Genomic DNA, 22,022 nt, shown 5'->3' on the forward strand with positions numbered 1-22,022 from the left:
CCATTTCGACCGGACAGTCGGCATAAGCAGAAAGGCTCAAGCACAGGCTTGAGGACAGGCTTATGTCTAACGAGTATCGACACGTTGAATTGCTGACGGGCGATGTCCGCCGTAGACGGTGGACAACCGAGCAGAAGCTGACAATCATCGAGCAGAGTTTCGAACCAGGCGAGACGGTGTCTTCGACCGCTCGCCGCCATGGCGTTGCGCCCAATCTGCTTTACCGGTGGCGCAGGCTCTTGAGTGAGGGAGGTGCTGCAGCCGTGGATTCTGACGAGCCGGTTGTCGGCAATTCGGAAGTGAAGAAGCTGGAGGATCGTGTCCGCGAGCTAGAGCGCATGCTCGGCCGCAAGACGATGGAGGCCGAAATCCTCCGCGAAGCCTTGTCCAAAGCAGACTCAAAAAAACGGATATCGCGGCCGATCTTGTTGCCGAAGGACGGTTCCCGATGAAGGCCGTCGCAGACACGCTGGGCGTATCCCGTTCCAACCTCATCGAGCGGCTGAAAGGCAGATCAAAGCCGCGCGGGTCCTATCACAAGGCCGAGGATGCAGAGCTTCTGCCCATCATCCGCAGGCTGGTAGATCAAAGGCCAACCTATGGCTATCGGCGGATCGCCGCGCTCCTCAATCGCGAGAGGCGAGCCGCCGATAAGCCTGTCGTCAACGCGAAACGGGTTCATCGCATCATGGGCAACCACGCCATGCTGCTGGAGAAGCATACGGCCGTTCGCAAGGGCCGTATCCATGACGGCAAGGTCACGGTGATGCGCTCGAACTTGCGCTGGTGCTCGGATGGGCTGGAGTTCGCCTGCTGGAATGGCGAGGTCATTCGTCTCGCCTTCATCATCGACGCCTTCGACCGCGAGATCATCGCCTGGACGGCGGTCGCCAATGCGGGCATCTCCGGCTCAGACGTGCGCGACATGATGCTGGAGGCGGTCGAGAAGCGGTTCGCAGCAACCCGAGCTCCGCACGCAATCGAGCATCTCTCGGATAATGGCTCGGCTTACACCGCGAGGGACACGAGGCTGTTTGCCCAGGCGCTCAATCTGACACCCTGCTTTACGCCGGTGGCCAGTCCGCAGTCGAACGGCATGGCGGAAGCCTTCGTCAAAACCCTGAAACGGGATTATATACGCATCGCAGCACTACCGGACGCCGAAACAGCGCTCCGGCTCATCGACGGATGGATCGAGGACTACAACGAAATCCACCCTCATTCCGCGCTCAGGATGGCTTCCCCTCGGCAGTTCATCAGGGCTAAATCAAACTAGCCGACATGTCCGGTGAAACGGGGTGCACTCCATTCGCCGACTGAAACTAAGCCGTGGTTGTCATCTGGCGCAGGGATGGTGTTTCGCTGCCCTTACTAAGCTTTGGCTTTGAATATCGCGTTCTTCAGTTTGGCGTGTTGGTTCCGGCGAACGCTCGCCCTCAGTCTATGATCCTCTTTCAGGGTAACGAGCATTGGCGTATCAAATTCTTTATGCACTAGACAGGTTGTGCCGCTAGCGGTTGACGGAGGGAGTCGTAAAAAATGGCAAGCTGTCGGACCGCATCGGTGCTGATCTCGTCTTCTCTCTTTGTTGCCGCTGCGTTGGCCATCCTCGCGACAGTTAATGCTGCCATCGCTGGTAGCACGACGTTCGTGACAGAGTACTTCATCGTGAAGAATCCCAAGGAACTGCATTCTCAATTCCAGAGCGCCAACGTTCACCTGATATATTCTTGCATCTATGCAAGAGGCGTTGATCCCACAAATGTCTGCGAGGACTTGAGCGCCATCGCTGCGAGGAATGGGCTGGTAACTTATCTAAGGTCGCGTTTTGAAGATCAGGTCGGGATGAACTTTTTGATCTCGGACAGCGAGTATGCAGCAACTCGTTTTACGCATGTTTATGGCGCATGCGGCTTCAGAGATCGGATCAATCGGTCAATAGTGATCATAGGAAAGCGGATCAGGCACGAGGACCTGGAAAGATGCTTCTATACGTCGTCTCTAATCCATTTAGGGTTCTATGTTGATACAACGATATCCGCAAAGATTGACCAGCAATCGTTTGACGAGATCGTGGCGTATTACGTTGGTTCGAATGAACCACCATGACTCCCCCGAGGGCCTTGTGCTTGAAGCAACACGGGGTTCACTCGGTTTTCTCGCCGTGATCTTGGGGGGACCTGCCGGTGCTGCTCCGCTGTTCACGTTCACTCGGGGAGGCAGCGCTGGCGACCTGCTGCGCCAACAGGTGCGCCTTGTCCGCGTCTAGCTGTTCTGGTAGTGGACCGCCAAATGTGCAGCTTTTAGGTGAAAGGTGTAGCGAAGTCATGAAGGACTTTTCGGCAAACAATGTACGCTGGAAGTGCGGTCTGCTCTTGCTGCTCGCTTTGGTGATGCTCTACTTTGGCACAAGGATGACCGGGTTTTGGGGCCCTGTGAAAGCCTCAAGGCGTTACAGTCCAGAATTCGTAATGGCGATCGGCTGGTTGACCGTTGTGATTTCTACACACGCTGCTGCGGCATTTGCATTCCGGTGCTGGAATACTCAAAACTATATCCGTGTTGGGCCGGGCGGAATCCTACACCGCGGATGGTTTACCGTGACAATCCCCTGGTCGGAAATTCACGAGATTTCGCGACGCACGTTTCGCAAGCACCGTGTCATCATGCTCCACCTGATCGATCGGAAGCGTTTTCCTCGGAGAGGTTGGATGGGTTGGGCAATGTGGTTACCGTACTACCCGCTCGGCCACACCATTGAACTCAATCTCGGGGGAACTGATCAGAACTTTGATGCGGCTATGTCAGCGATCAAGTTCTTCGCGTCCGACAAACAGGTTGTTATTTGCGACTAGCTTGCACCTTTCGCCTCGCAGGGACCTGCCGGGGCCGATGATCCCCCGGCGATCCTCTAGGGGAACGCTCAAGATCAGCGCGCCGCCTGCCTTCGCACGGAGACCCCGCTATAAGCGCCCAATTCTCTTTAGAGTTGCCAGTGTCTGGTTGGCCGTCCTGGCCTCGATCTTTGCCACTTGTCGCCGGGTCCGCGATCTTCTGCTTTTTGGCTCACACGGTTCTGCGGTCTGAGATCCGATAGAAGAGGCGGCCAGCGGCAGAGGTACCGGCTCTCAAGATCAGCGGGACAACCACTGAAGAACGCGCGATCATCCAGGACGGTTTCGCCGACTGCGAATTCTGCCGAGGCTGCAGTGACGACATAGTCGAGACTACTCAACGACGGACGGATCTTCGGAACCGGTCTTCTCTTCATCACGTTCCAAAAAAGAAGTTTAACTGCAATTTTTAATTGAAAAAACGTTGCGAGAAAAGTCGCATGAGTGACACCTTGAAGGGGTCAATGAAAGGATCGGATCGCAGCTTCACCCCATTAAAGGGGGGGGGCGAACAGACGTGGCTTCCATATTCATCCAGTATATTGATACTTTGAAATATATGCTGATCGCGTTAAACGTGTGCAACGATTTTGCAACGTGCGTTTCGCACTGCAACATGCAAGATTGATGGCGAGACCATCTTGTGCGTGGCGGATGTACCATTTGCAGTCCGCAGCATTTGATCATCGCGCGGAAGGGCTTTGGCGCTCAGTCTAAATGTTGGGCCTCGCGGGAAGAATATGGTGATCGCAAGCGATAATCATAAAGGAGCTTGGAAAATGAAATGGGAAATGACTTTGCTTGGACTTGGTATTGCAGGCGCGATTGCCTCAACCCTTGGCTTGCTGATGTTGACTTTCTACGCGTGAGACGGAATTTGCCGGCGAAGCCAATTCGCTGAGATAATGAAGCAGGTGCCGACCTCGAGCCGTTATTCTACCGGCTCCCGTGAACTGTAAGCTTAGACCTGCAATTCGCCACTGACCATCAGGATCAGTATCGACGGGTACCGAAGGCGCACATGATCAGGCGCGTGCATTTAAAGTTTCATGTGAAATGGGTATCGCAGGCAAGCTCTGGCACTTCCATTCAGCATGCAGCAGAGATGATCTAAAAACAGATCAATTTCTGCATAATGATCCGTAAACGCACCTAATTCTTGACGGGGTCATGAGGTAGCTTGTCCTTCTCACGGAGAGGGATTGAGTAGGTAGGATGGCACGGCCTCAGTCAGAACCCATGCTGGAAATCGGGCAGTTGCTGAAGGCTACGCGTAAAAGCCGGCGGTTAACTCAAGAGCAGGTGGCCGATATGGCCGGGATATCGCGTTCTCGCTATCGTGAGATAGAAGCCGGAAGCAGCGTCGCGCGCACGACGACATTGATTAACATTGCCCGCGCAGTCGGGCTTGAATTGAAGCTTATACCACAGGCGATAATCCCGGCCGTCGATGCTCTGCTGCGGCCTCATGACGATGTTGACGATCTCCCGGCATTCATGGTGCGTCCAGATGGCAGGGAAAATGTCTGAAGGTTCGTCCGATCCGAGATCCATTTCGTCGCTCGAGGTGCTGTTTTGGTAGCGACGGATGAATTTCCACAATTTACGAGAATGAGTATCGTTCAGCGCAGCCAACCGGAATAGGCGGTGGCGCTTCGGCTGTTTCACGGCCCACGAAGAGCCATGACATTCCGTTATTGATTCCGAACAAAGACGCCTATTTTGGTTGAATTCAGGTGGAATCGGCGGTTTCCGCGCGTGGTATTCCCCTAACATTGGTTGACGAGTGAGCCACTCGACGCTATGTTTATAGCTAACAACTAACCTAGCATCCTGAGAGACTTGGGCTCCAGGCGGTTGGGGTAAAAAGCCGGCGCAAGCCGGTTTTTTTATGTCTTGGGGGTAGGCCGTGCCAGCGTTACGAACGCGCGTCTACATCGACGGCTACAATCTCTACTACGGCTGCCTGCGGAAGACAGCGTTCAAGTGGCTCGACGTTCTTGCCCTGTTCGAAAACCAAATCTTGCCGTCAATCCTCTATCGGCCAGCACCGGGCGCCGATCCCACAACGACAACGCTCCATCCAGACTGCGCGATCAAGTATTTCACTGCGAAGATCATTGAAAGCGCCGCCAAGGCTGAAGACTCGGTATCGTCCCAGGCCCAATACCACAATGCGCTGACAACGCACTGCGGGGGCAGGCTGTCCTTCGTGATGGGTCACTATTCGCTCTACAAGGCCAATCAGCATATTGTGCCGCCCTACGATCCGCAGCGTTGGCCGCGTGACTGCGACAAGATCCAGGTCTGGAAGCTTGAGGAGAAGCAGTCAGACGTGAATCTGGCGCTTCATCTCTACGATGACGCCCTAAGCGGCGAAATCGACCAGGTGGTGCTGGTCACCAACGACACCGACCTTGCACCGGCTCTGGAGATGCTTCAGTCGCGTTGCCCGCACATCGTCCGCGGTTTGGTGATCCCGACGCGTAGAGTTAGCGCGGGCGGCGGTCTCGAACGTGAGGCGAACGTGTCGCTGGCGAAACTGGCCCATTGGGTCCGACGGTATATCTCAGATGACGAGTTGAGGACGTCTCAACTACCGGATGTTATTCCCGGGCGACGGCGGGCCAGCGTCAAACCGCATTCATGGTATGCGAAGCCGGATCACCTCGCAAAGATGCTTGAAATGGCTCGTCCGGTGCTGTGCACAGAAGGTGAAATAATGAGGTGGGCACGCAAGGAAAGCGTACATCTCGGCGGCCGTCGCCCGATCGACATGATTGAGACGGATGCCGGGGCGGTCGAAGTGTTCGATTACATCGAAGCCTATATTCTAGAGCAGCTCGAAGGTCGGCGAACATGACGATCTCGCATCTGAAACGTAAATCCGATGAGCGGCAAGTTGCTAGCAATGTGAACCTGCCGGGTCGGCCACCATTGTAGGGTGCACGACCTTAACATGGCGGACTAAGAGCGCAGGCTGCGAGGATAGAGACGAGCACATTGGGCCGGGAGCGGCCTATGCAAAGCGTGCTTTGGCTACCGAAACGTCCAGCAGGCAGACGACGAATGCCGGCCTCGTATCGCATTTGGTGGCGGCTATGGCCAGCGGACGGGCTGCGACTTGAGTCCTAAACTCATCGTTGCAACTTGGTTGCGAGTTCCATAATACTTATTATGCGATCTTTGTGTGTAGCGGCTATTTAGTAATGCGACAGTTGGGCCAGTTAGAGATGCGACAGCCTCGCCCCTCAATGCACTGGTCAATATCAACGTCGGGAGCAAGGATGGTGACTTCGAGCTTGGTCGAGACCATGAGCGGTTGGAGTCGTCATGTCCTTTTTGATCACCATGTCGCAGATAGAATTGCATCGCCTCGAAGTCATTCAGAAGATCCGTGACGACCGCCTTAGCGTCGTACAGGCAGCTGAGCAGCTCGATCTTAGTCGAAGTCAGGTCCATCGGCTGCTGCAGGCCTATGACCTTGATGGTGCAGCCGGTCTGGTGTCAAAGAAGCGATCTCGACCAAGTAACCGGCGCCACAGCGAGGAGTTTCGCAATGCGGCACTGGATCTGATCCGCGAACGCTATCTGGATTTTGGTCCGACGCTGGCGCGCGAGAAGCTGATCGAGCTGCATCGGATTTCTGTTGCCAAGGAGACGTTGCGGCAATGGATGACCGAGGCTGGTATCTGGATCTCGCGTCGTGAACGCAAGAAGCGTGTTTTCCAGCCTCGTGGTCGGCGCGATTGCTTTGGTGAGCTGGTGCAGATCGATGGGTCGCATCATTGGTGGTTTGAGAACCGCGGCCCCAAATGCGCCCTCCTCGTCTACATCGATGACGCCACCGGTAAGCTGCTGCACCTACGTTTTGCTGGGTCAGAGAACACGTTTGACTACCTGCATGCAACGAAAGCCTATCTGCAGCAATGGGGTAAGCCGCTTGCTTTCTACAGCGACAAGCATGGTGTTTTCCGGTCGACGAATGCTTCGAAGACGGACAGGACGACCGGTCTGACACAATTCGGTCGGGCGCTTTATGAGCTGAACATCGACATCATCTGCGCCAACACGCCTCAGGCCAAAGGCCGGGTCGAGCGGGCCAATCAGACGCTGCAGGATCGCTTGGTGAAGGAGATGCGACTTAGGGGCATCAGCACGATCGAAGCAGCTAATGCCTATGCACATGAATTTATTGACGATTTTAATAAGCGTTTTGGCAAGCTGCCGCGCAATCCGAAAGACATGCACCGGCCTCTCGCTGATCATGAGAACCTCGACGGCGCCATGTGTCGAAAGGAAGTCCGAACACTGTCGCAGTCTCTGACGCTACGCTACGACAAGGTGCTGTTCATTCTCGATCCAACCGAGATCTCGCGACCCCTGGCCGGGCAAAAGGTCATCGTTTGTGATTATCCGGATGGACGGCTTGAGATCATGCATCAGAGCTTTGCGCTGCCCTACAGAACCTTCGACACATTACGGTCGGTGCATCGCGCGGAGGTCGTCGACAACAAACGGCTGGACGACATGTTGTCGATCGTTGCTGAGATGCAGGTCGGGCGCGAACTTGAGCGCAGCAAGAGCGGCCCATCCCGGACGGGTCAGAAAGATCATATGTTTGGCATTCGGGACGGTAGCATTGGAAACGGTTATCAGAAGCGCGGCCGCAAATCCGGCCCTCGGACGGATTTCATGAACGATCCGAAGGTGATTGCCAGACGGGAGAAGGCGTTGATGAAGGCGCCTGCTGCGGAATGAGAATCGTCAATGCACGCCGATATCACTTTGCATGTCCGATTCCAGCTGCAGACAAGCGGACCAAAGCGGCGCTTTGTGGAAGGAGCCGTCCTCAAAAATGGCGAGCCCTTCCCTCGCCTCATAGAGCAGACCGAGCCAGCACAAACGCCGGAAGACACCATATTGAAGATCGTATTTCAGGTTCCAGGCTTCAATGGTCATTTCGCTTTCCGTCAAAGGTGCCAGGTCTGGACGGAGGATTTTGACAACCTCCATTGGGGTACACCCTTCTCTGGTCTTGATGTTGAGAAGGTTCAGAAACATGCGCCACCAACGTAACCTTGCGTGAACGGCCTGTTCACGTTCGGTGTCGTGGATATAGGAATAGAGATAATCCGTGGCGATCAGATCGAAGTAGCCCTGCGGCTTCTCAAGAAACTCTCGGCCGCGTTTGGTTGCCAGCAAAAGCCCTTTTCTGCGACGAAGAAACTTCATGTGAAGGCTCATATCGCGCACCACCCAGAGCGGCGGTACGTCGTTTTCATTCAGGACCTTGTTCATGCTGTAAAGGTCTTCGGCTGTGAAGCCTGGCCAGGTGAAGTTCACTGCTGCCCAATGCACAAACTTGCGGTTCATAGCCCCGGTCGCCGTCAATCCGATGCCGCCCTCTTCCTCGGCATAGGCAACTGAGAGCAACATTCCGCGGATCAGTGGTGACATCGCGGCGAGATCGACATCGGCCTGCAATTTGATTTCTGGCAGCATCGCGAGCTGTGACTCTCCCTACCCTTTCACGTTCCAGGATATGAGTATCAACCGTCGGCGGAGGATTTGCTACTGAGGAAGCTAAAGCCAACGGGTGCGGCTCCTAACCCGCCCCCGCTCCGCCCTTGCTAACCGGCCCAGCCGGTCGGATCGGGGGCTAATCGGCAGCGCGAGTGTCGCGTTTCTAACTGGCTAGTGAGCACGCGCCTCTAACCAGCTTTGACATTGTGTGTAGCCGGGGTACATTCTATTTCCAAGTGCGACTTTCGCCCTCTCTAGCCTGACGCCACTATAGACAAGCCTGAGCGCGGAGGCCCTTTCGAGGTGGCGGATGCAAGCATCACCCTGTTCCGGCCGCTGTTTTTGGCGGCGTAGAGTGCCGCGTCTGCATCTTTGATCGCCGTCGCGAGCCCGTGTTGCAAATCGTCTACCTCGCTCACGCCGAAACTCGCGCTGACCTCAAGCGGCAGCCCCGCGGCATATCCCGCGTCTTTCAACTGGGCTCGCATGGCCTCTGCCCAGACCGCAGCTGCCACTTCGCTTGTATTGCCAAAAAGGACTACAAACTCCTCGCCGCCGAACCGCGCGAGGCGTAGATGATGATCGCTCTGCTTCTCAAGCCTTCGCGCGACCTCAGTAATCACGCGATCCCCGGCGTCGTGGCCGTAACCGTCATTGATACACTTGAAATGGTCAATGTCGACAATCAGCACCGAGCCGCGCATGACCCCCGCACGTGTCATGTCATCAACAGCCGCCTCGAAGCCACGTCGATTGAGAAGCCCTGTCAGTGGGTCGCGCGCAGCAGCCTGCCGCTGCTTCTCGACGGCCTGAAGCGAAAGAGCCGAAATCGCGGCAAAGGGAAAGAGCAGACAGACCGTCAGTGTTGTGACGTGCACCGAGAGATTATATGCCGAGCGAACGAATTCGCTCATGTCCGCGCTGGTCGGGTAGATGAAGGTGAACACGATGCCTCGGATCAAGCAGTCAACGACTATCAGCACGCAGGCGAAGACTAGAAAACGATCTGCGAGTTGCCTGGCGCGGTTCACCACACTTACCACCGCCACGATCATCAACGCAGCGAAAACCATCTCGATTACAAAGAGCACGATGCGCAGATTTGGGTCGATGAATATGAAATAGGCGTGGGGGACAATAAACGCGGATGCCAGTCCCCGTCTTGCCGACAGTCGCAAATCAGCGCCGAAATGGATCATTAGGGCGCTGCCATAGCAGTAGGCGGCGCCAACGAAAAGAACCCCGGATGCCAGCTGATCAAAATGCGGTTCAACCGGGAATGTTGACAATGCAAATCCGCTGCATGTCTGAAAGAAACCTGCAGACCACTGCCAGGATGACGCGAGTTTGACGCGCCATAAGAGCAGGAAAAACAGAGATAGCATCATGAAGACAATGACTGGCAGATAGGCCAGCAGATCGGTTGCTTCCATCATTCCCAAGTACTTATTGATTGCACCGACATCGACGTTGGCAAACGATCTGATTTGCTCCCGCGCAATTTATCGAGGGAAGATGGGCAACAATGGTTAAATCTGGGTGTCCGGAGCGTTTTTCAGACTTGAACGAGAGCAAGGATCGTCAGCGCCAACAGCAATGCGCTGGTCAAGTCCGGTGAGGGGCGCTGCATTTCCTTCGGGAACTATGCTTTTCCCGCGCTGAAGCACTGTAGGTGAGCTCTGTTCCGGAAAACTTTTCTGAAAGCGGAAGTTGGAGCCAAGAAGCCATGGTATCAGAAGGCCGTGTGGCTGCGGCGCCAAGGAATCCGTCCAGGTTTTCCTTCTCTCCAGTTCGTTGAAATGACGTCCTGATCGATCACGACGCAAGCCTTTGGGAGTGATCTGCGCGCAGAATGCGCTTTCCGCCGTCAGGCAATCCCTGATCTTGAAAGCCGCCTTTCGTCGTCGACCAAAACCAACCGCTCAGCTGCGCCGTGTCCCCACCGCCACAGCACCGAACCGAGGTCTTCGGTGGATCCGCTAGGCGCAACACTTCTGACGAGCAGATCGCCATAGCCTGCTCCGGCGATCTGCTCGTGGGCAAAGACCTGAGTTCTTGCTGCGCCCGCGTGTCTCATCTGTGTACAGCGACAACCTGACCGCGCCACAGCGGATCCGAAAGAAAAGACAGTGTCATGCCGTGTCTTTGCAGTTCTGCCTCGTCACGCGTGTCGAAGGCAAGGTCGATGTCTGCCGCGTAAGCGATCAGCTTGGTTGGTTGCAGATTGCCAGCCGGATTGGATTCTCTCAGCCTTCATCTCCGTCAACGCGGTGAAAAGAGCCGGGGTGCCCTTCTTGTTGAAGCGACCGCCATAGAGCTTAGCTCCCCGCCATCGACAAGATCAGGGGCTCGATCCACCTTGCAATGGAAACGCCTCAGCGATTTGCAGCATAGCCGGCTGCATCCAGTCAGGCAGCATGCTGAAGTTCGAGCGCAAATCATCCGCGATGGCTTGCCGATCAGGATGATCATTGAGTTTGTGTAGCATTTCATGTGTTGCTCTTTCGAGGTCGCGACGCTCGTCGAGTAGCCAGTGAAAGGCTTGGATGATGCGCATAGGGGGGCGGCCTGCCCAGAAGAACGCAGTTCTTGTCGAGGACTTCTTGAAGGCTAACTTATAGATGATAGGCGCCGTGCTGTTGCGGTAACCGCGGGCTACGTTGATCTTCAGCATCCGGGGATGCGTGTTCCCATGGATCGTCGTCAAACTTGGTCTGAAAGGTGTGAGACCAAGGTCATGGGCGGCCGTCACTTCATCGACCAGGAATGCGCGATTGTCCCGCCTTGCAATAGCGTCAACATAGGAAAGCGGTGGTGGAAAAACCCATTTCCCCGTCACAGGGTCAAGCGCGGGTTTGTCATAAAGGCCGCGAGATGGCCTGCGGATCTCGCCACGAATTGTAAGGCGCTGAAGTGCTTTTTCGACCGCATGTGAAGCACCGAGATCGAGGAAATCGCAGCGAGACCAGACACCCGACGGAGCGCCGGCGCTGATCCGAGAATAAACAAGCTGGGCTGTTCCTGTCATCTGCTGCTGCATGTATTCTCCAATAGCTCGTTCCTGATGTTCGAGCGCCTCAACAGGCAGTGGTCCCTGCCGGGTGACATAGTTCTGACGCGTGGCCTCCTGTTAGAAGTGCGATGCGGCCTATCGAGTTGGATGTGCTGGCTGTTTAGCTCGGATCTCGCCCATCGGAGGGGAGTGGCATATCGGGATGGTCTGTCGGCACAGCGCCATCTTCAGCCACGCTCAAATCCAGCTTGCCCCAGATCGACGACTTTTCTTTTCCGGATTTCAGCTTCCGGGACTGCTTGACTTCGACGGTGAATGACTTGGTCTGCTGACGCATTTTTCCCCCAGGCGCAGAATCGCTGAGACAAGCTTATCGCGACATCATTCTTGAACAAGAAGGCCTTAGCCGAAGGGCGGCTGCGCCGTTTGATATCCCCACCCAATTCAAGGTCAGTTTGAGCGGCATTGGTGAATGAGCTTCGCCGTGATGTGCCGGTGGGATTGCCAGTGTCCGGTTCCCTGCCCGCTTGTGAATACTCCATCTGCGGGCTCGATGGGGCAGGTCTGCCCGGGGAGCGGCTGCGCCTCGCTCGTCCTCCCGCAACGGAGCTTGAAACAGTTTCATCCCCTGCCACCACCCACCCCACTTGATAGGGCAAGCGGGGAGCCCCGGGTGTCGCCATTCCTCGCGCGGCAAGAAACGGTCTCAATTACCGCCCTCCACGGTGTTTCGGCCCGATCGCCACCCCGCCGCGTATGCGACAGGGCCCCGGCTGGGTGCGGTCCGATCGTCCCCGGCCTTTCGACTGCCATCGAGGCCGCAATGGAGCGACCCGATCAAGCGAAAAGGAATAGGACAATGGCTACCATCGGCACTTTCACTTCCACCGAAAACGGTTTCACCGGCTCGATCCGCACACTCGCCCTCAATGTCAAGGTGCGCATCGCCCGCATCGAGAAGCCCTCCGACAAGGGCCCACAGTTTCGCATCTTCGCGGGTTCGGTTGAGCTTGGCGCTGCCTGGCAGAAGCGCTCGAGCGAGACCGACCGGGACTACCTCTCGGTCAAGCTTGATGATCCAAGCTTCCCCTCCCCGATCTACGCGACGATGACGGAGGTCGATGGTGAGGATAGCTACCAGCTGATCTGGTCGCGCACCAATCGAGACTGAGCTCGCCGGGCCCCGCCGAAAAGGCGGGGCTCCCCCGTTCCAGCTGTTGAAGGAAGTACCTCAAGCCGTCTCGGTCGTGCAGTGCAACGAGGAAACGATCTGCGGCGTCTGTGCAGCTCGGTTGCATTTTGGTTCGACCTTTGGTCTTGCGGCAACAAGCGCAACAGTCGCCACGCAGACATAGCTTTGTTGTTCTAGTGGATTTGGGCTTGTCTGGCTCTGCTGGTCCAGCTTGCACGAATTTGCTGCTCGATCGCCTGGTAATCCGATCGGTCGAAGTCTTCGAAGCCATAGGCGCGGGCTTCAGACCAGACAAAAATACCGCTCTGATGCCGCACGCTGATCGTCGAGATCAGATGCCCACTCAAACTGACGTCGAAACACAGGAAACTCTGGCCCTTGATGATTGTTTCCACAAGGCTCGAGATCTGAATGCCCTGAATTGCCACAGTCTGCCCACCCACGAGACGTCGGACCCCCAAATCTGTGGGGTAATTTTTAATATGATGGAATTTGCACTAAGCCGTCAAGCGACTGGGGGAGAAAAAATCCCCCACAGGTTGTGCGGGTGCCTTTTGCTTAGGGACGGTGTCGTGTGCCGGGCGGCCGCATATGCTTATGCGCCGCGAGCCGGAGGCTTTCGCGTGGCCGGAGCCCTCTTAGTTGATCGAATGCTGTGCCATGTGTCGTCGATAAGTACGACCGGCTCTTGCGTGGACTTCGAGCGAATTGGGTCAGTGAAGCTGGTTGGGGCGTCAGCTGACTTACTAACCCGTCTGCTTTCCCGCGGTCGCGAGGATGGATGCCCTGTCGCGGCTGTGTCCCTCGATTTTAAATGACGCAACGTCATCAGCAGATTTGCTGAAGTCCGCGTAGCCCTCGCCTGCCCTTTGACAAATCTGTCTCTTGCGATCCTCCCCTCTGTTGCGGCCCAATTGTCATCCCACGGCTTTATTTGCAGTGGGTCCCGGCCGGGTGCGGTCCACCCTCCCCGGTCTTCTTTACTGACATCGAGGCTGCGATTGGCGCGGCCCCAAAAACGAAAAAGGACTAGGATAATGGCAACCATCGGCACATTCACACCCAGCGACACCGGTTTTGCGGGTTCCATTCGCACCCTTACCCTCAACGTCAAGGCCCGGATCGCCCGGGTTGAAAACCCCTCCGACAAAGGTCCCCAGTTTCGCGTCTATGCTGGAAGCGTTGAATTCGGCGCTGCCTGGCAAAAGACCTCCGGCGAAGGGCGCGACTACCTCTCGGTCAAGCTCGACGATCCAAGCTTTCCAGCGCCGATCTATGCAACGCTGAGCGAGGGGGAAGGTGAAGATGGCTTTCAGCTGATCTGGTCTCGGTCGAGCCGCGACTGAGGTTGCAAAGCCCCGCCCTGAAAAGAGGCGGGGCTCTCCTCTCCATTCTGAGGCTTGCGACAGGACGTGGGCGCGATCACGCCTTGCTTTTCCCCAAGATGCGCTTCAGACAGATTTCGATAAAATTTGAATAAATCCCGGAAATACAACGATTTTTGCCTCCGAAATTAACCCCATTTTCAACAATGGTCGCTTTTGGCATAACCCGTTATGCTTTGAGGGTTAACGAACTCTTGCGCCCGCCCCGGGACCGCGATTTAACTGCGATCAACTTGTTAAGGGGTGAGTTACCATGTCCATCGAAGATCCGCGCCTGTCCAGCATCGACAATACTTCCGCAGCTGACGATTTCGACTCTGCGGTTGAGCAGCATCTGGGTTACGCCAGCGAGACCGTAGGCGGCATCGAGGTCGCTCAGGCTGAAACGCCTGACGCCACCCGCACCGACCGCCTGCCGGCTGAGACGCCTCCGGTTGAAGTTGCGGCGGCAACCATCCCGACCGAAGTCAAGCCGAACGAACAGAATGTCGTGACGCTGCCGGCGGGCATCGAACTCGACAACCTGGAATTCGAAGTCGACGGTGAGAACCTGGTTCTCGTCCTCGCCGACGGCACCGAGATCGTCGTTCTCGGCGGTGCGGCCAACATCCCGACCTTCGTGATCGGCGATGTCGAGCTTCCGCAGGTCGCGCTCTTCGCAGCCCTCGAAGGCTCGAACATCAACGTCGCAGCCGGCCCGGATGGGACGTTCTCCGCTCAAGGCACGCCGGACGGCAGCCGCAACTTCAATGACGACCCGATCGAGGCAGGCCCGGAAGAGTTCGCTCTCACCGATCTGCTTGGTGACACGAGCTTTGAGGATGAACTGCAGACGGTAGCAACCTTCGGTGGGGATGGCCAGCCGTCGATCACCGCTCTGGAAGGCTCTTTCATCTATGATGAAGCTGTCATTGCTGGTGGCGACGGTCAGAAAATCATCACAGGCACTTTGCCTTTCGATCCAGGCCCGGACTCCGGCGCCATCTCCGCTATCGGCTTTGTCGGCGCATCCGATGTCGACGAAGGTGATGGTCTGAAGGTTCTGACGGGCTTTACGTCTGGCGGTCGTCCGATCACGGTGACGAGCGTTCCGGCGGTGGACACTGGCCCGGACTTTCTCGCTCTTCAAGGCCGCGACTCCGCGGGTGGGCTTGTCTTCACGATCAGCGTGGACCGCGCCTCCGGTGACTTTACCTTCGAACTCTTCGGCAAGCTTGAGCATCCAGACGCCGGCCAGAACGGCTCGCAGGACAATCTCGAGGATCTGCTGCGCCTCAGCTTCACCTACAGGGTGACAGATCTCGACGGCGACTTCGCCGACGGCACGTTCAATATCGATGTGCAGGACGATGCTGTCTCTTTCGTCCCGGCTGAAGACGGTGCTGTTGACGAGGATTATCTGGAAAACGGCAATGTCGACGACGGTGATCTCGGCGATGACGACGACATGCCGCCGGTCGAGCAGCAGGTTGTCAAGACGGCCATTTCCGCGGAGCTCTCCTCCAAGTCATCCGACACAGGATCCCTGGGCATCCGGTGGGGTGCAGACGACGGCAATGCAGGCGGGAATGCAGGTCTTACAGGCACTGTGAACGATCGTGGTGTCGCCTTCACAGCTGCAAGCGTTGAGGCACTCGAAGAGCAGAATCTGAAAGCTGATGGTGTCGAACTCGCTTACGTGCTCACTAATAATGGCACGACGCTGATTGCCTATAAGCCTTTCGGTAAGCCCGATGGCGGTGAGGAGGGCCCCATCGACGCTGCACGCGCTGCTGCTGCTGGATCTGACGAATCAAAATATGATGTGCCGGGCAAACCCGTATTCATAGTCAATCTGTCGGATGCGGGTACCGGATCCTACACATTCGATCTCGTCGGCGCTATCGATCATCCAGACAAGACGACTAAGGATACTTTCGCCATCAAGTTGCTTTTCACCGCCCAGGACAGCGATGGAGACACGGCGTCCTCGATCTTTACAGTCAATGTGATCGACGACGCGCCGACGGTTGGCACCAACACTTTGGTCCAGCTGGATGACGACGCGTTGCCAAACGGCATTGCGGACGGCAATGCCGATGACGCTGAGACCGCGACGTTGACAGGCATGCTTGCGCACAGCGGCGGTGCTGATGGCACGGCCTCGGTCCTTTGGGCTTCGAATGGTGTGACTGTTCCCAGTGGTTTCCTTGCCACGTCTTCCGCAGATGGCACGGTCATGACGATCACCCAGACCCAGGACGGTCAGAGTGTCGCCGTGGTCCAGGTCACGATCACGGACACGCTGACAGGTGCCTATACGATAAAGCAGCTCGCTCCGGTAAAACATCCGCAGGGCACCATCCCGGGTACGGAAGACAACGTTGCATTCACGGTTTCCTACAATGTGACGGACAAGGACGGTGACGTCGCAACCGGTACCTTCTCGTTGAACGTCGATGACGACACACCGACGGTTGGCACCAACACTTTGGTCCAGCTGGATGATGACGCGTTGCCAAACGGCATTGCGGACGGCAATGCCGATGACGCTGAGACCGCGACGTTGACAGGCATGCTTGCGCACAGCGGCGGTGCTGATGGCACGGCCTCGGTCCTTTGGGCTTCGAATGGTGTGACTGTTCCCAGTGGTTTCCTTGCCACGTCTTCCGCAGATGGCACGGTCATGACGATCACCCAGACCCAGGACGGTCAGAGTGTCGCCGTGGTCCAGGTCACGATCACGGACACGCTGACAGGTGCCTATACGATTAAGCAGCTCGCTCCGGTAAAACATCCGCAGGGCACCATCCCGGGTACGGAAGACAACGTTGCATTCACGGTTTCCTACAATGTGACGGACAAGGACGGTGACGTCGCAACCGGTACCTTCTCGTTGAACGTCGATGACGACGCGCCGACGGTTGGCACCAACACTTTGGTCCAGCTGGATGACGACGCGTTGCCAAACGGCATTGCGGACGGCAATGCCGATGACGCTGAGACCGCGACGTTGACAGGCATGCTTGCGCACAGCGGCGGTGCTGATGGCACGGCCTCGGTCCTTTGGGCTTCGAATGGTGTGACTGTTCCCAGTGGTTTCCTTGCCACGTCTTCCGCAGATGGCACGGTCATGACGATCACCCAGACCCAGGACGGTCAGAGTGTCGCCGTGGTCCAGGTCACGATCACGGACACGCTGACAGGTGCCTATACGATAAAGCAGCTCGCTCCGGTAAAACATCCGCAGGGCACCATCCCGGGTACGGAAGACAACGTTGCATTCACGGTTTCCTACAATGTGACGGACAAGGACGGTGACGTCGCAACCGGTACCTTCTCGTTGAACGTCGATGACGACACACCTGTTGCCAAGAACGTCGAAGTTGCACGTCAGCTCGATGACGAGGCGCAGGCTGTCTTCAAGGGCAATGACGGTGCGAACTGGCCGTTCGGTGGTTCGGATGTTTCCACAAACCGCAGCTCGGTTTCCGGCAATGCGGGGACCTTGTTCAGTGCAGGGGCTGATGGACTGAAGTCCGTATCGATCGTGGGCCCGGCTTTTGCCGTCGTTTTCAAGGACGCCGAAGGCTTTGCCCAGACCGAAGAAGTTGAGTGGGTTTCGGGCGCCCCGGGTGAAGACGGCTCCTCGATCTTCGTTGCGATAAGTGAGAACTACGGTGCACCGGAAGGTGCCGCTGTTCTGCGGATCGGCCCAGATGGTTCCTACACCTTCACGATGAAGGCTCCTCTTGCTCATCCGGAGCAGAAGCCGCTTGCATCGGGCTTTGAGGAAGAACAGACGCTTCGCTTCGAGTTCACGGTGGTTGATGGCGATGGGGACACGTCTTCCGGTTCGCTGTCGGTCAAGGTCGATGACGACACGCCGGAGCCGCTGGTCGATTTGACCATTACCGCTGCCCTCGATGACGAAGCACAGACAGAGTTCACACCTGTGAACCCTGGTGGCAGCCGAGACGTTCCAGATGACATCAAGACGGTCTCGGGTGGCAAGGGGTCCTTGTTCAAGATGGGGGCTGATGGTCTGTCCGAGATCTCGGTCGGTCTGCCCGCTTTCTCAGTGCTCGGCCGGGACGATGATGGCTTTGCAGTAGAGCAGTCAGCCAACTGGGGTGAAGGCGTTCGCAGCGCAGGTGGGGTTACCACGTTCAAGGCAACGGTCGGTAGCGGTGAAGACATCAAGGTGGTGGCCGAGCTGATCATCCGTGCGGACGGGTCTTACAAGTTCACGCTGAATGCACCGGTCGGACACTCTGTCTCCAGTGTCCGCGAAGACAATACCGAGCTCGTCTTCACGTACACCGTGACCGATGGTGACGGTGACAAGGCAGTCGGCGCCGTGGTCATCTCGGTTGATGATGACACGCCCGTCGCCAAGACCGTGGTCAATGCGACGGAAGTACTGCAGGATCCCAATACGCCGCTGACGAGCACCACCACCGGTTTGGCAGGCGCTCTGTTTACCGCGGGTGCTGACGGCGTGCAGTCCGTTTCCATCAGCGGTGGAGCATTCGAGGTATTCTACAAACAGGCTGACGTCACGTTGAGCGAAGCCGTTGAGTGGGGTGAAGGCACGAAGTCCGAGGACGGTGCGACAACGTTCGTGGCAACGGGCGCAGTCTCTGGCCAGCAAGCGGCAGTTCTGAAGATCAATGTGGATGGCTCTTACAGCTTTGAGCTGAAGGCTCCGATTGTCCACACAGGCGGAAACGCTGGCGAAAAGACGATTTCGATCGGCTTTGAAGTCATCGATGGCGATGGTGACAAGGATGGTGGCCAGCTTTCTCTCACCGTCCGGGATGGTGCTCCGACAGCAACACCGAGCACGACTGTCTGGCTTGATGATGAGGATCTGGCCGATGGAAATCTTGGTGGGTTGGGTGACTATCCAGGTACGCCTGTAAACCCGATCAACACTGTTAACTTCTCGTTCGGTGCCGACAAGGTTGGGGCGTCCATCTCCTGGTTGGCTAGCAGCTTTGTTCATTCTCCTGCCCAAGGCTTCACATTTGAAGTTGAAGACAGTGGCAAGACGCTGCTCGTCAAGCAGTTTGGCGCATTGGTCTACACAGCGGTTATCGACCAGGAGACCGGCAAGTATGCGATCACGCAGACCGGCGTCGTCAAGCATCCTGCTGGCTCTAACGAAAACGACGTTGTCTTCCAGCTGATGTATGAAGTGAAGGACAGCGATGGCGACACAGCGCAGAGCTATCTCTGGGTCAAGGTCGACGACGACACGCCGATTGCGAATGATGTCGTCGTCACCTCGGGTGGGCTCAACGACGGCTCTGGCGCACAGGCCAATGGCGTCGCAGGAGCCTTGTTCAGTGCTGGTGCTGATGGGCTGAAGTCGGTGTCGATCAGCGGCGGTGCCTTCGAGGTTTACTACAAGCAGGCAGGCGTCTCGGTGAGTGAAGCCGTCAAGTGGGGCGAGGGCAACAAGTCTGAGACTGGCACGACGACCTTCGTAGCTAAGGGTGCTGTGTCCGGCCAGGAAGCGGCAGTTCTGAAAATCAATGCGGATGGCTCTTACAGCTTCGAGCTGAAGGCTCCGATTGTCCACACCGGCGAAAGCGCTGGCGACAAGACGATTTCGATCGGCTTTGAAGTCATCGATGGCGATGGTGACAAGGATGCCGGCCAGCTTTCACTGACGGTCACGGATGGTGTTCCGACAGCACGGCCGAGCACGACTGTCTGGCTTGACGATGAAAATCTGGAAGGCGGCAATCTCGGCGGTATCGGCGACTATGAAAACACGCCGGAGAACGCAAGCGGCACAGTGAACTTCTCGTTCGGTGCCGACAAGGTCGGGGCTTCCATTTCCTGGTTGGCCAGCAGCTTTGTGCACGCCAATGCCAAGGGCTTCACGTTTGAAGTTGAAGACGGTGGCAAGACGCTGTTCGTCAAGCAGTTCGGTGCCTTGGTCTATACGGCGGTTATCGACCAGGAGACCGGCAAGTATGCGATCACGCAAAACGGCGTCGTCAAGCATCCTGCTGGCTCTAACGAAAACGACGTTGTCTTCCAGCTGATGTATGAAGTGAAGGACGGCGATGGCGACACAGCGCAGAGCTATCTCTGGGTCAGGGTCGACGATGACACGCCGATTGCGAATGATGTCGTCGTCACATCGAGTGGGCTCAACGATGGCTCTGGCGCACAGGCCAATGGTGTTGCGGGAGCCTTGTTCAGTGCTGGTGCTGATGGGCTGAAGTCGGTGTCGATCAGCGGCGGTGCCTTCGAGGTTTACTACAAGCAGGCAGGCGTCTCGGTGAGTGAAGCCGTCAAGTGGGGCGAGGGCAACAAGTCTGAGACTGGCACGACGACCTTCGTAGCTAAGGGTGCTGTGTCCGGCCAGGAAGCGGCAGTTCTGAAAATCAATGCGGATGGCTCTTACAGCTTCGAGCTGAAGGCTCCGATTGTCCACACCGGCGAAAGCGCTGGCGACAAGACGATTTCGATCGGCTTTGAAGTCATCGATGGCGATGGTGACAAGGATGCCGGCCAGCTTTCACTGACGGTCACGGATGGTGTTCCGACAGCACGGCCGAGCACGACTGTCTGGCTTGACGATGAAAATCTGGAAGGCGGCAATCTCGGCGGTATCGGCGACTATGAAAACACGCCGGAGAACGCAAGCGGCACAGTGAACTTCTCGTTCGGTGCCGACAAGGTCGGGGCTTCCATTTCCTGGTTGGCCAGCAGCTTTGTGCACGCCAATGCCAAGGGCTTCACGTTTGAAGTTGAAGACGGTGGCAAGACGCTGTTCGTCAAGCAGTTCGGTGCCTTGGTCTATACGGCGGTTATCGACCAGGAGACCGGCAAGTATGCGATCACGCAAAACGGCGTCGTTCAGCATCCTGCAGGCTCTAACGAAAACGACGTTGTCTTCCAGCTGATGTATGAAGTGAAGGACGGCGATGGCGACACAGCTCAGAGCTATCTCTGGGTCAGGGTCGACGACGACACACCGATTGCAAATGAGATGGTGGTCGTATCGGCAACGTTTGATGATGAGTTGGGCACACAGGCCACTGGGGAAACGGGCGCTCTGTTCAGAGCTGGTGCTGATGGTCTGAAGTCGGTTTCGATCAGTGGCGGTGCCTTCTCGGTTCGCTACATGCAGTCTCCTGGTGAGGTGAGCCTCGTTGAAGCTGTTGTCTGGGATGTGGTTGCGCCTTCTGAAAACGGCGTCACAACCTTCCTGGCAACAGGTGAGCAATCTGGGCAGCACGCTGCTGTCCTCAAGATTTTCGAGGATGGGTCCTACACCTTCGAACTGATGGCGCCGGTTGCCAATGAAGCCAACGACTACGAACCGATCAGGATCGGCTTTGAAGTCGTCGATGGCGACGGCGACACCGCAAAGGGGATGCTTGAGATCACGGTGGAACAGGAGCCCACTCCGGAACTGTCGCGCCTCGACTTCACCGAGGATGGTGCGGAATTCTTCCTGCTCGACTTTGGTCCTGAGGACATCGCCCCGATGTTCGTTTCGGATAGCACTGAGGGCATCACCTTGTTCGGCACCGATCAGGACGATGTCCTGCATGGCGGTATGGGTCAGGTGGTGACGACTGGCGGTGAGGGTGCGGACACATTTGTGTTCGACAAGACCGCACTCGACGAAATGGACGTCGCGGATGTGATCACCGATTACAATGCGGAAGATGGTGATGTGCTTGATGTGACGGCTCTGTTGGATAGCCTGCTTGGTGAGCAGCTGACGGCAGAAACTGCAGGCTCACATATGCGTGCGGCCGTCGTAGACGGAAACACGACCGTCAGCGTTCAGACTGCAGACCATGGCTGGAAAGATGTGGTCGTGCTTCAGAACCATGATACGGCGGTCAAGATCCTGTTTGACGACAAGCACGCTGCTGTCACGCTTGACTGACTTTAGCCGAGGCAGGGTGAATGGAAGGGGCCGGTGACGGCCCCTTCTTTTTTATGCTCAGAGATAGGACGGAACGCTGCGTATCGTCAGAAGGCAGGGGAGCACTTTG

Annotated in this window: 15 protein-coding genes; 10 read left to right on the plus strand and 5 right to left on the minus strand. The window is 56.7% G+C overall.

Translation table 11 applies throughout. The annotated features are described in order from the left end of the window. Positions 1–62 precede the first annotated feature (62 nt). The 7 genes from AC02Y0_RS23035 (at position 63) to AC02Y0_RS23065 (ending at position 7,655) form a co-directional block, all read left to right on the plus strand. A protein-coding gene (locus AC02Y0_RS23035) for an IS3 family transposase (RefSeq protein WP_476384190.1) occupies positions 63–1,276 on the plus strand; the annotation gives its coding sequence in 2 pieces (ribosomal slippage) (positions 63–399 and positions 399–1,276; 1,215 coding nt in all). Positions 1,277–1,563: 287 nt separating this feature from the next. After that, positions 1,564–2,109, plus strand: coding sequence for a hypothetical protein (locus tag AC02Y0_RS23040; RefSeq protein WP_476384191.1), 546 nt, complete (start codon positions 1,564–1,566; stop codon positions 2,107–2,109). A 218-nt stretch (positions 2,110–2,327) separates the two neighbouring features. Beyond that, positions 2,328–2,855: a hypothetical protein gene (locus AC02Y0_RS23045; RefSeq protein WP_476384193.1), complete on the plus strand. Its 528-nt coding sequence runs from the start codon at positions 2,328–2,330 to the stop codon at positions 2,853–2,855. A 779-nt stretch (positions 2,856–3,634) separates the two neighbouring features. Next, positions 3,635–3,763, plus strand: a complete 129-nt coding sequence (locus tag AC02Y0_RS23050; RefSeq protein WP_476384195.1) for a hypothetical protein — start codon at positions 3,635–3,637, stop codon at positions 3,761–3,763. Between the two features lie 346 nt (positions 3,764–4,109). Then, entirely contained in the window at positions 4,110–4,424 is a 315-nt protein-coding gene (locus AC02Y0_RS23055; RefSeq protein ID WP_476384197.1) for a helix-turn-helix domain-containing protein, read from the plus strand. Between the two features lie 379 nt (positions 4,425–4,803). Then, positions 4,804–5,757 (plus strand): antitoxin Xre/MbcA/ParS toxin-binding domain-containing protein, encoded by a 954-nt coding sequence (locus AC02Y0_RS23060; RefSeq protein WP_476384199.1) that lies wholly within the window; start codon positions 4,804–4,806, stop codon positions 5,755–5,757. Positions 5,758–6,227: 470 nt separating this feature from the next. Next, entirely contained in the window at positions 6,228–7,655 is a 1,428-nt protein-coding gene (locus AC02Y0_RS23065; RefSeq protein ID WP_476383399.1) for an ISNCY family transposase, read from the plus strand. Positions 7,656–7,661: 6 nt separating this feature from the next. Here the strand turns inward: AC02Y0_RS23065 and AC02Y0_RS23070 are convergent, their stop codons facing one another. The 4 genes from AC02Y0_RS23070 to AC02Y0_RS23085 form a co-directional block, all read right to left on the minus strand. After that, positions 7,662–8,399, minus strand: a complete 738-nt coding sequence (locus AC02Y0_RS23070) for a hypothetical protein (protein ID WP_476383400.1) — start codon at positions 8,397–8,399, stop codon at positions 7,662–7,664. A gap of 275 nt (positions 8,400–8,674) precedes the next feature. Further along, positions 8,675–9,856 carry a GGDEF domain-containing protein gene (locus AC02Y0_RS23075; RefSeq protein WP_476384200.1) on the minus strand — a complete coding sequence of 394 codons (1,182 nt, stop codon included), beginning with the start codon at positions 9,854–9,856 and terminating at the stop codon, positions 8,675–8,677. Between the two features lie 905 nt (positions 9,857–10,761). After that, positions 10,762–11,460 (minus strand): DUF6088 family protein, encoded by a 699-nt coding sequence (locus AC02Y0_RS23080; protein WP_476384201.1) that lies wholly within the window; start codon positions 11,458–11,460, stop codon positions 10,762–10,764. Positions 11,461–11,593: 133 nt separating this feature from the next. Next, positions 11,594–11,770 (minus strand): hypothetical protein, encoded by a 177-nt coding sequence (locus tag AC02Y0_RS23085; protein ID WP_476384202.1) that lies wholly within the window; start codon positions 11,768–11,770, stop codon positions 11,594–11,596. A 522-nt stretch (positions 11,771–12,292) separates the two neighbouring features. Between AC02Y0_RS23085 and AC02Y0_RS23090 the strand changes: the two genes are divergently transcribed. After that, positions 12,293–12,604, plus strand: a complete 312-nt coding sequence (locus AC02Y0_RS23090) for a DUF736 domain-containing protein (RefSeq protein ID WP_476384203.1) — start codon at positions 12,293–12,295, stop codon at positions 12,602–12,604. A 194-nt stretch (positions 12,605–12,798) separates the two neighbouring features. Here AC02Y0_RS23090 and AC02Y0_RS23095 read toward each other — a convergent pair whose 3' ends face one another. After that, entirely contained in the window at positions 12,799–13,053 is a 255-nt protein-coding gene (locus AC02Y0_RS23095; protein ID WP_476384204.1) for a hypothetical protein, read from the minus strand. 609 nt (positions 13,054–13,662) lie between these two features. On the opposite strand from AC02Y0_RS23095, the gene AC02Y0_RS23100 reads away from it, so the two are divergent. Further along, the gene (locus AC02Y0_RS23100) at positions 13,663–13,971 is read left to right on the plus strand and encodes a DUF736 domain-containing protein (RefSeq protein ID WP_476384205.1); all 309 of its coding nucleotides are present in this window, start codon (positions 13,663–13,665) and stop codon (positions 13,969–13,971) included. A gap of 292 nt (positions 13,972–14,263) precedes the next feature. Continuing rightward, positions 14,264–21,913: a DUF5801 repeats-in-toxin domain-containing protein gene (locus AC02Y0_RS23105; protein WP_476384206.1), complete on the plus strand. Its 7,650-nt coding sequence runs from the start codon at positions 14,264–14,266 to the stop codon at positions 21,911–21,913. Positions 21,914–22,022: the final 109 nt, after the last annotated feature.

Source organism: Allorhizobium sp. nf9_anc (genome assembly GCF_056323085.1).

Excerpts from the sequence above, each read along its gene's own strand:
- AC02Y0_RS23045 (WP_476384193.1), top strand. The coding sequence starts at position 2,328 with ATGAAGGACTTTTCGGCAAACAATGTACGCTGGAAGTGCGGTCTGCTC.
- AC02Y0_RS23055 (WP_476384197.1), top strand. The coding sequence starts at position 4,110 with ATGGCACGGCCTCAGTCAGAACCCATGCTGGAAATCGGGCAGTTGCTG.
- AC02Y0_RS23070 (WP_476383400.1), bottom strand. The coding sequence starts at position 8,399 with ATGCTGCCAGAAATCAAATTGCAGGCCGATGTCGATCTCGCCGCGATG.
- AC02Y0_RS23050 (WP_476384195.1), top strand. The coding sequence starts at position 3,635 with ATGGTGATCGCAAGCGATAATCATAAAGGAGCTTGGAAAATGAAATGG.
- AC02Y0_RS23065 (WP_476383399.1), top strand. The coding sequence starts at position 6,228 with ATGTCCTTTTTGATCACCATGTCGCAGATAGAATTGCATCGCCTCGAA.
- AC02Y0_RS23085 (WP_476384202.1), bottom strand. The coding sequence starts at position 11,770 with ATGCGTCAGCAGACCAAGTCATTCACCGTCGAAGTCAAGCAGTCCCGG.
- AC02Y0_RS23100 (WP_476384205.1), top strand. The coding sequence starts at position 13,663 with ATGGCAACCATCGGCACATTCACACCCAGCGACACCGGTTTTGCGGGT.
- AC02Y0_RS23090 (WP_476384203.1), top strand. The coding sequence starts at position 12,293 with ATGGCTACCATCGGCACTTTCACTTCCACCGAAAACGGTTTCACCGGC.
- AC02Y0_RS23080 (WP_476384201.1), bottom strand. The coding sequence starts at position 11,460 with ATGCAGCAGCAGATGACAGGAACAGCCCAGCTTGTTTATTCTCGGATC.
- AC02Y0_RS23105 (WP_476384206.1), top strand. The coding sequence starts at position 14,264 with ATGTCCATCGAAGATCCGCGCCTGTCCAGCATCGACAATACTTCCGCA.
- AC02Y0_RS23075 (WP_476384200.1), bottom strand. The coding sequence starts at position 9,856 with ATGATGGAAGCAACCGATCTGCTGGCCTATCTGCCAGTCATTGTCTTC.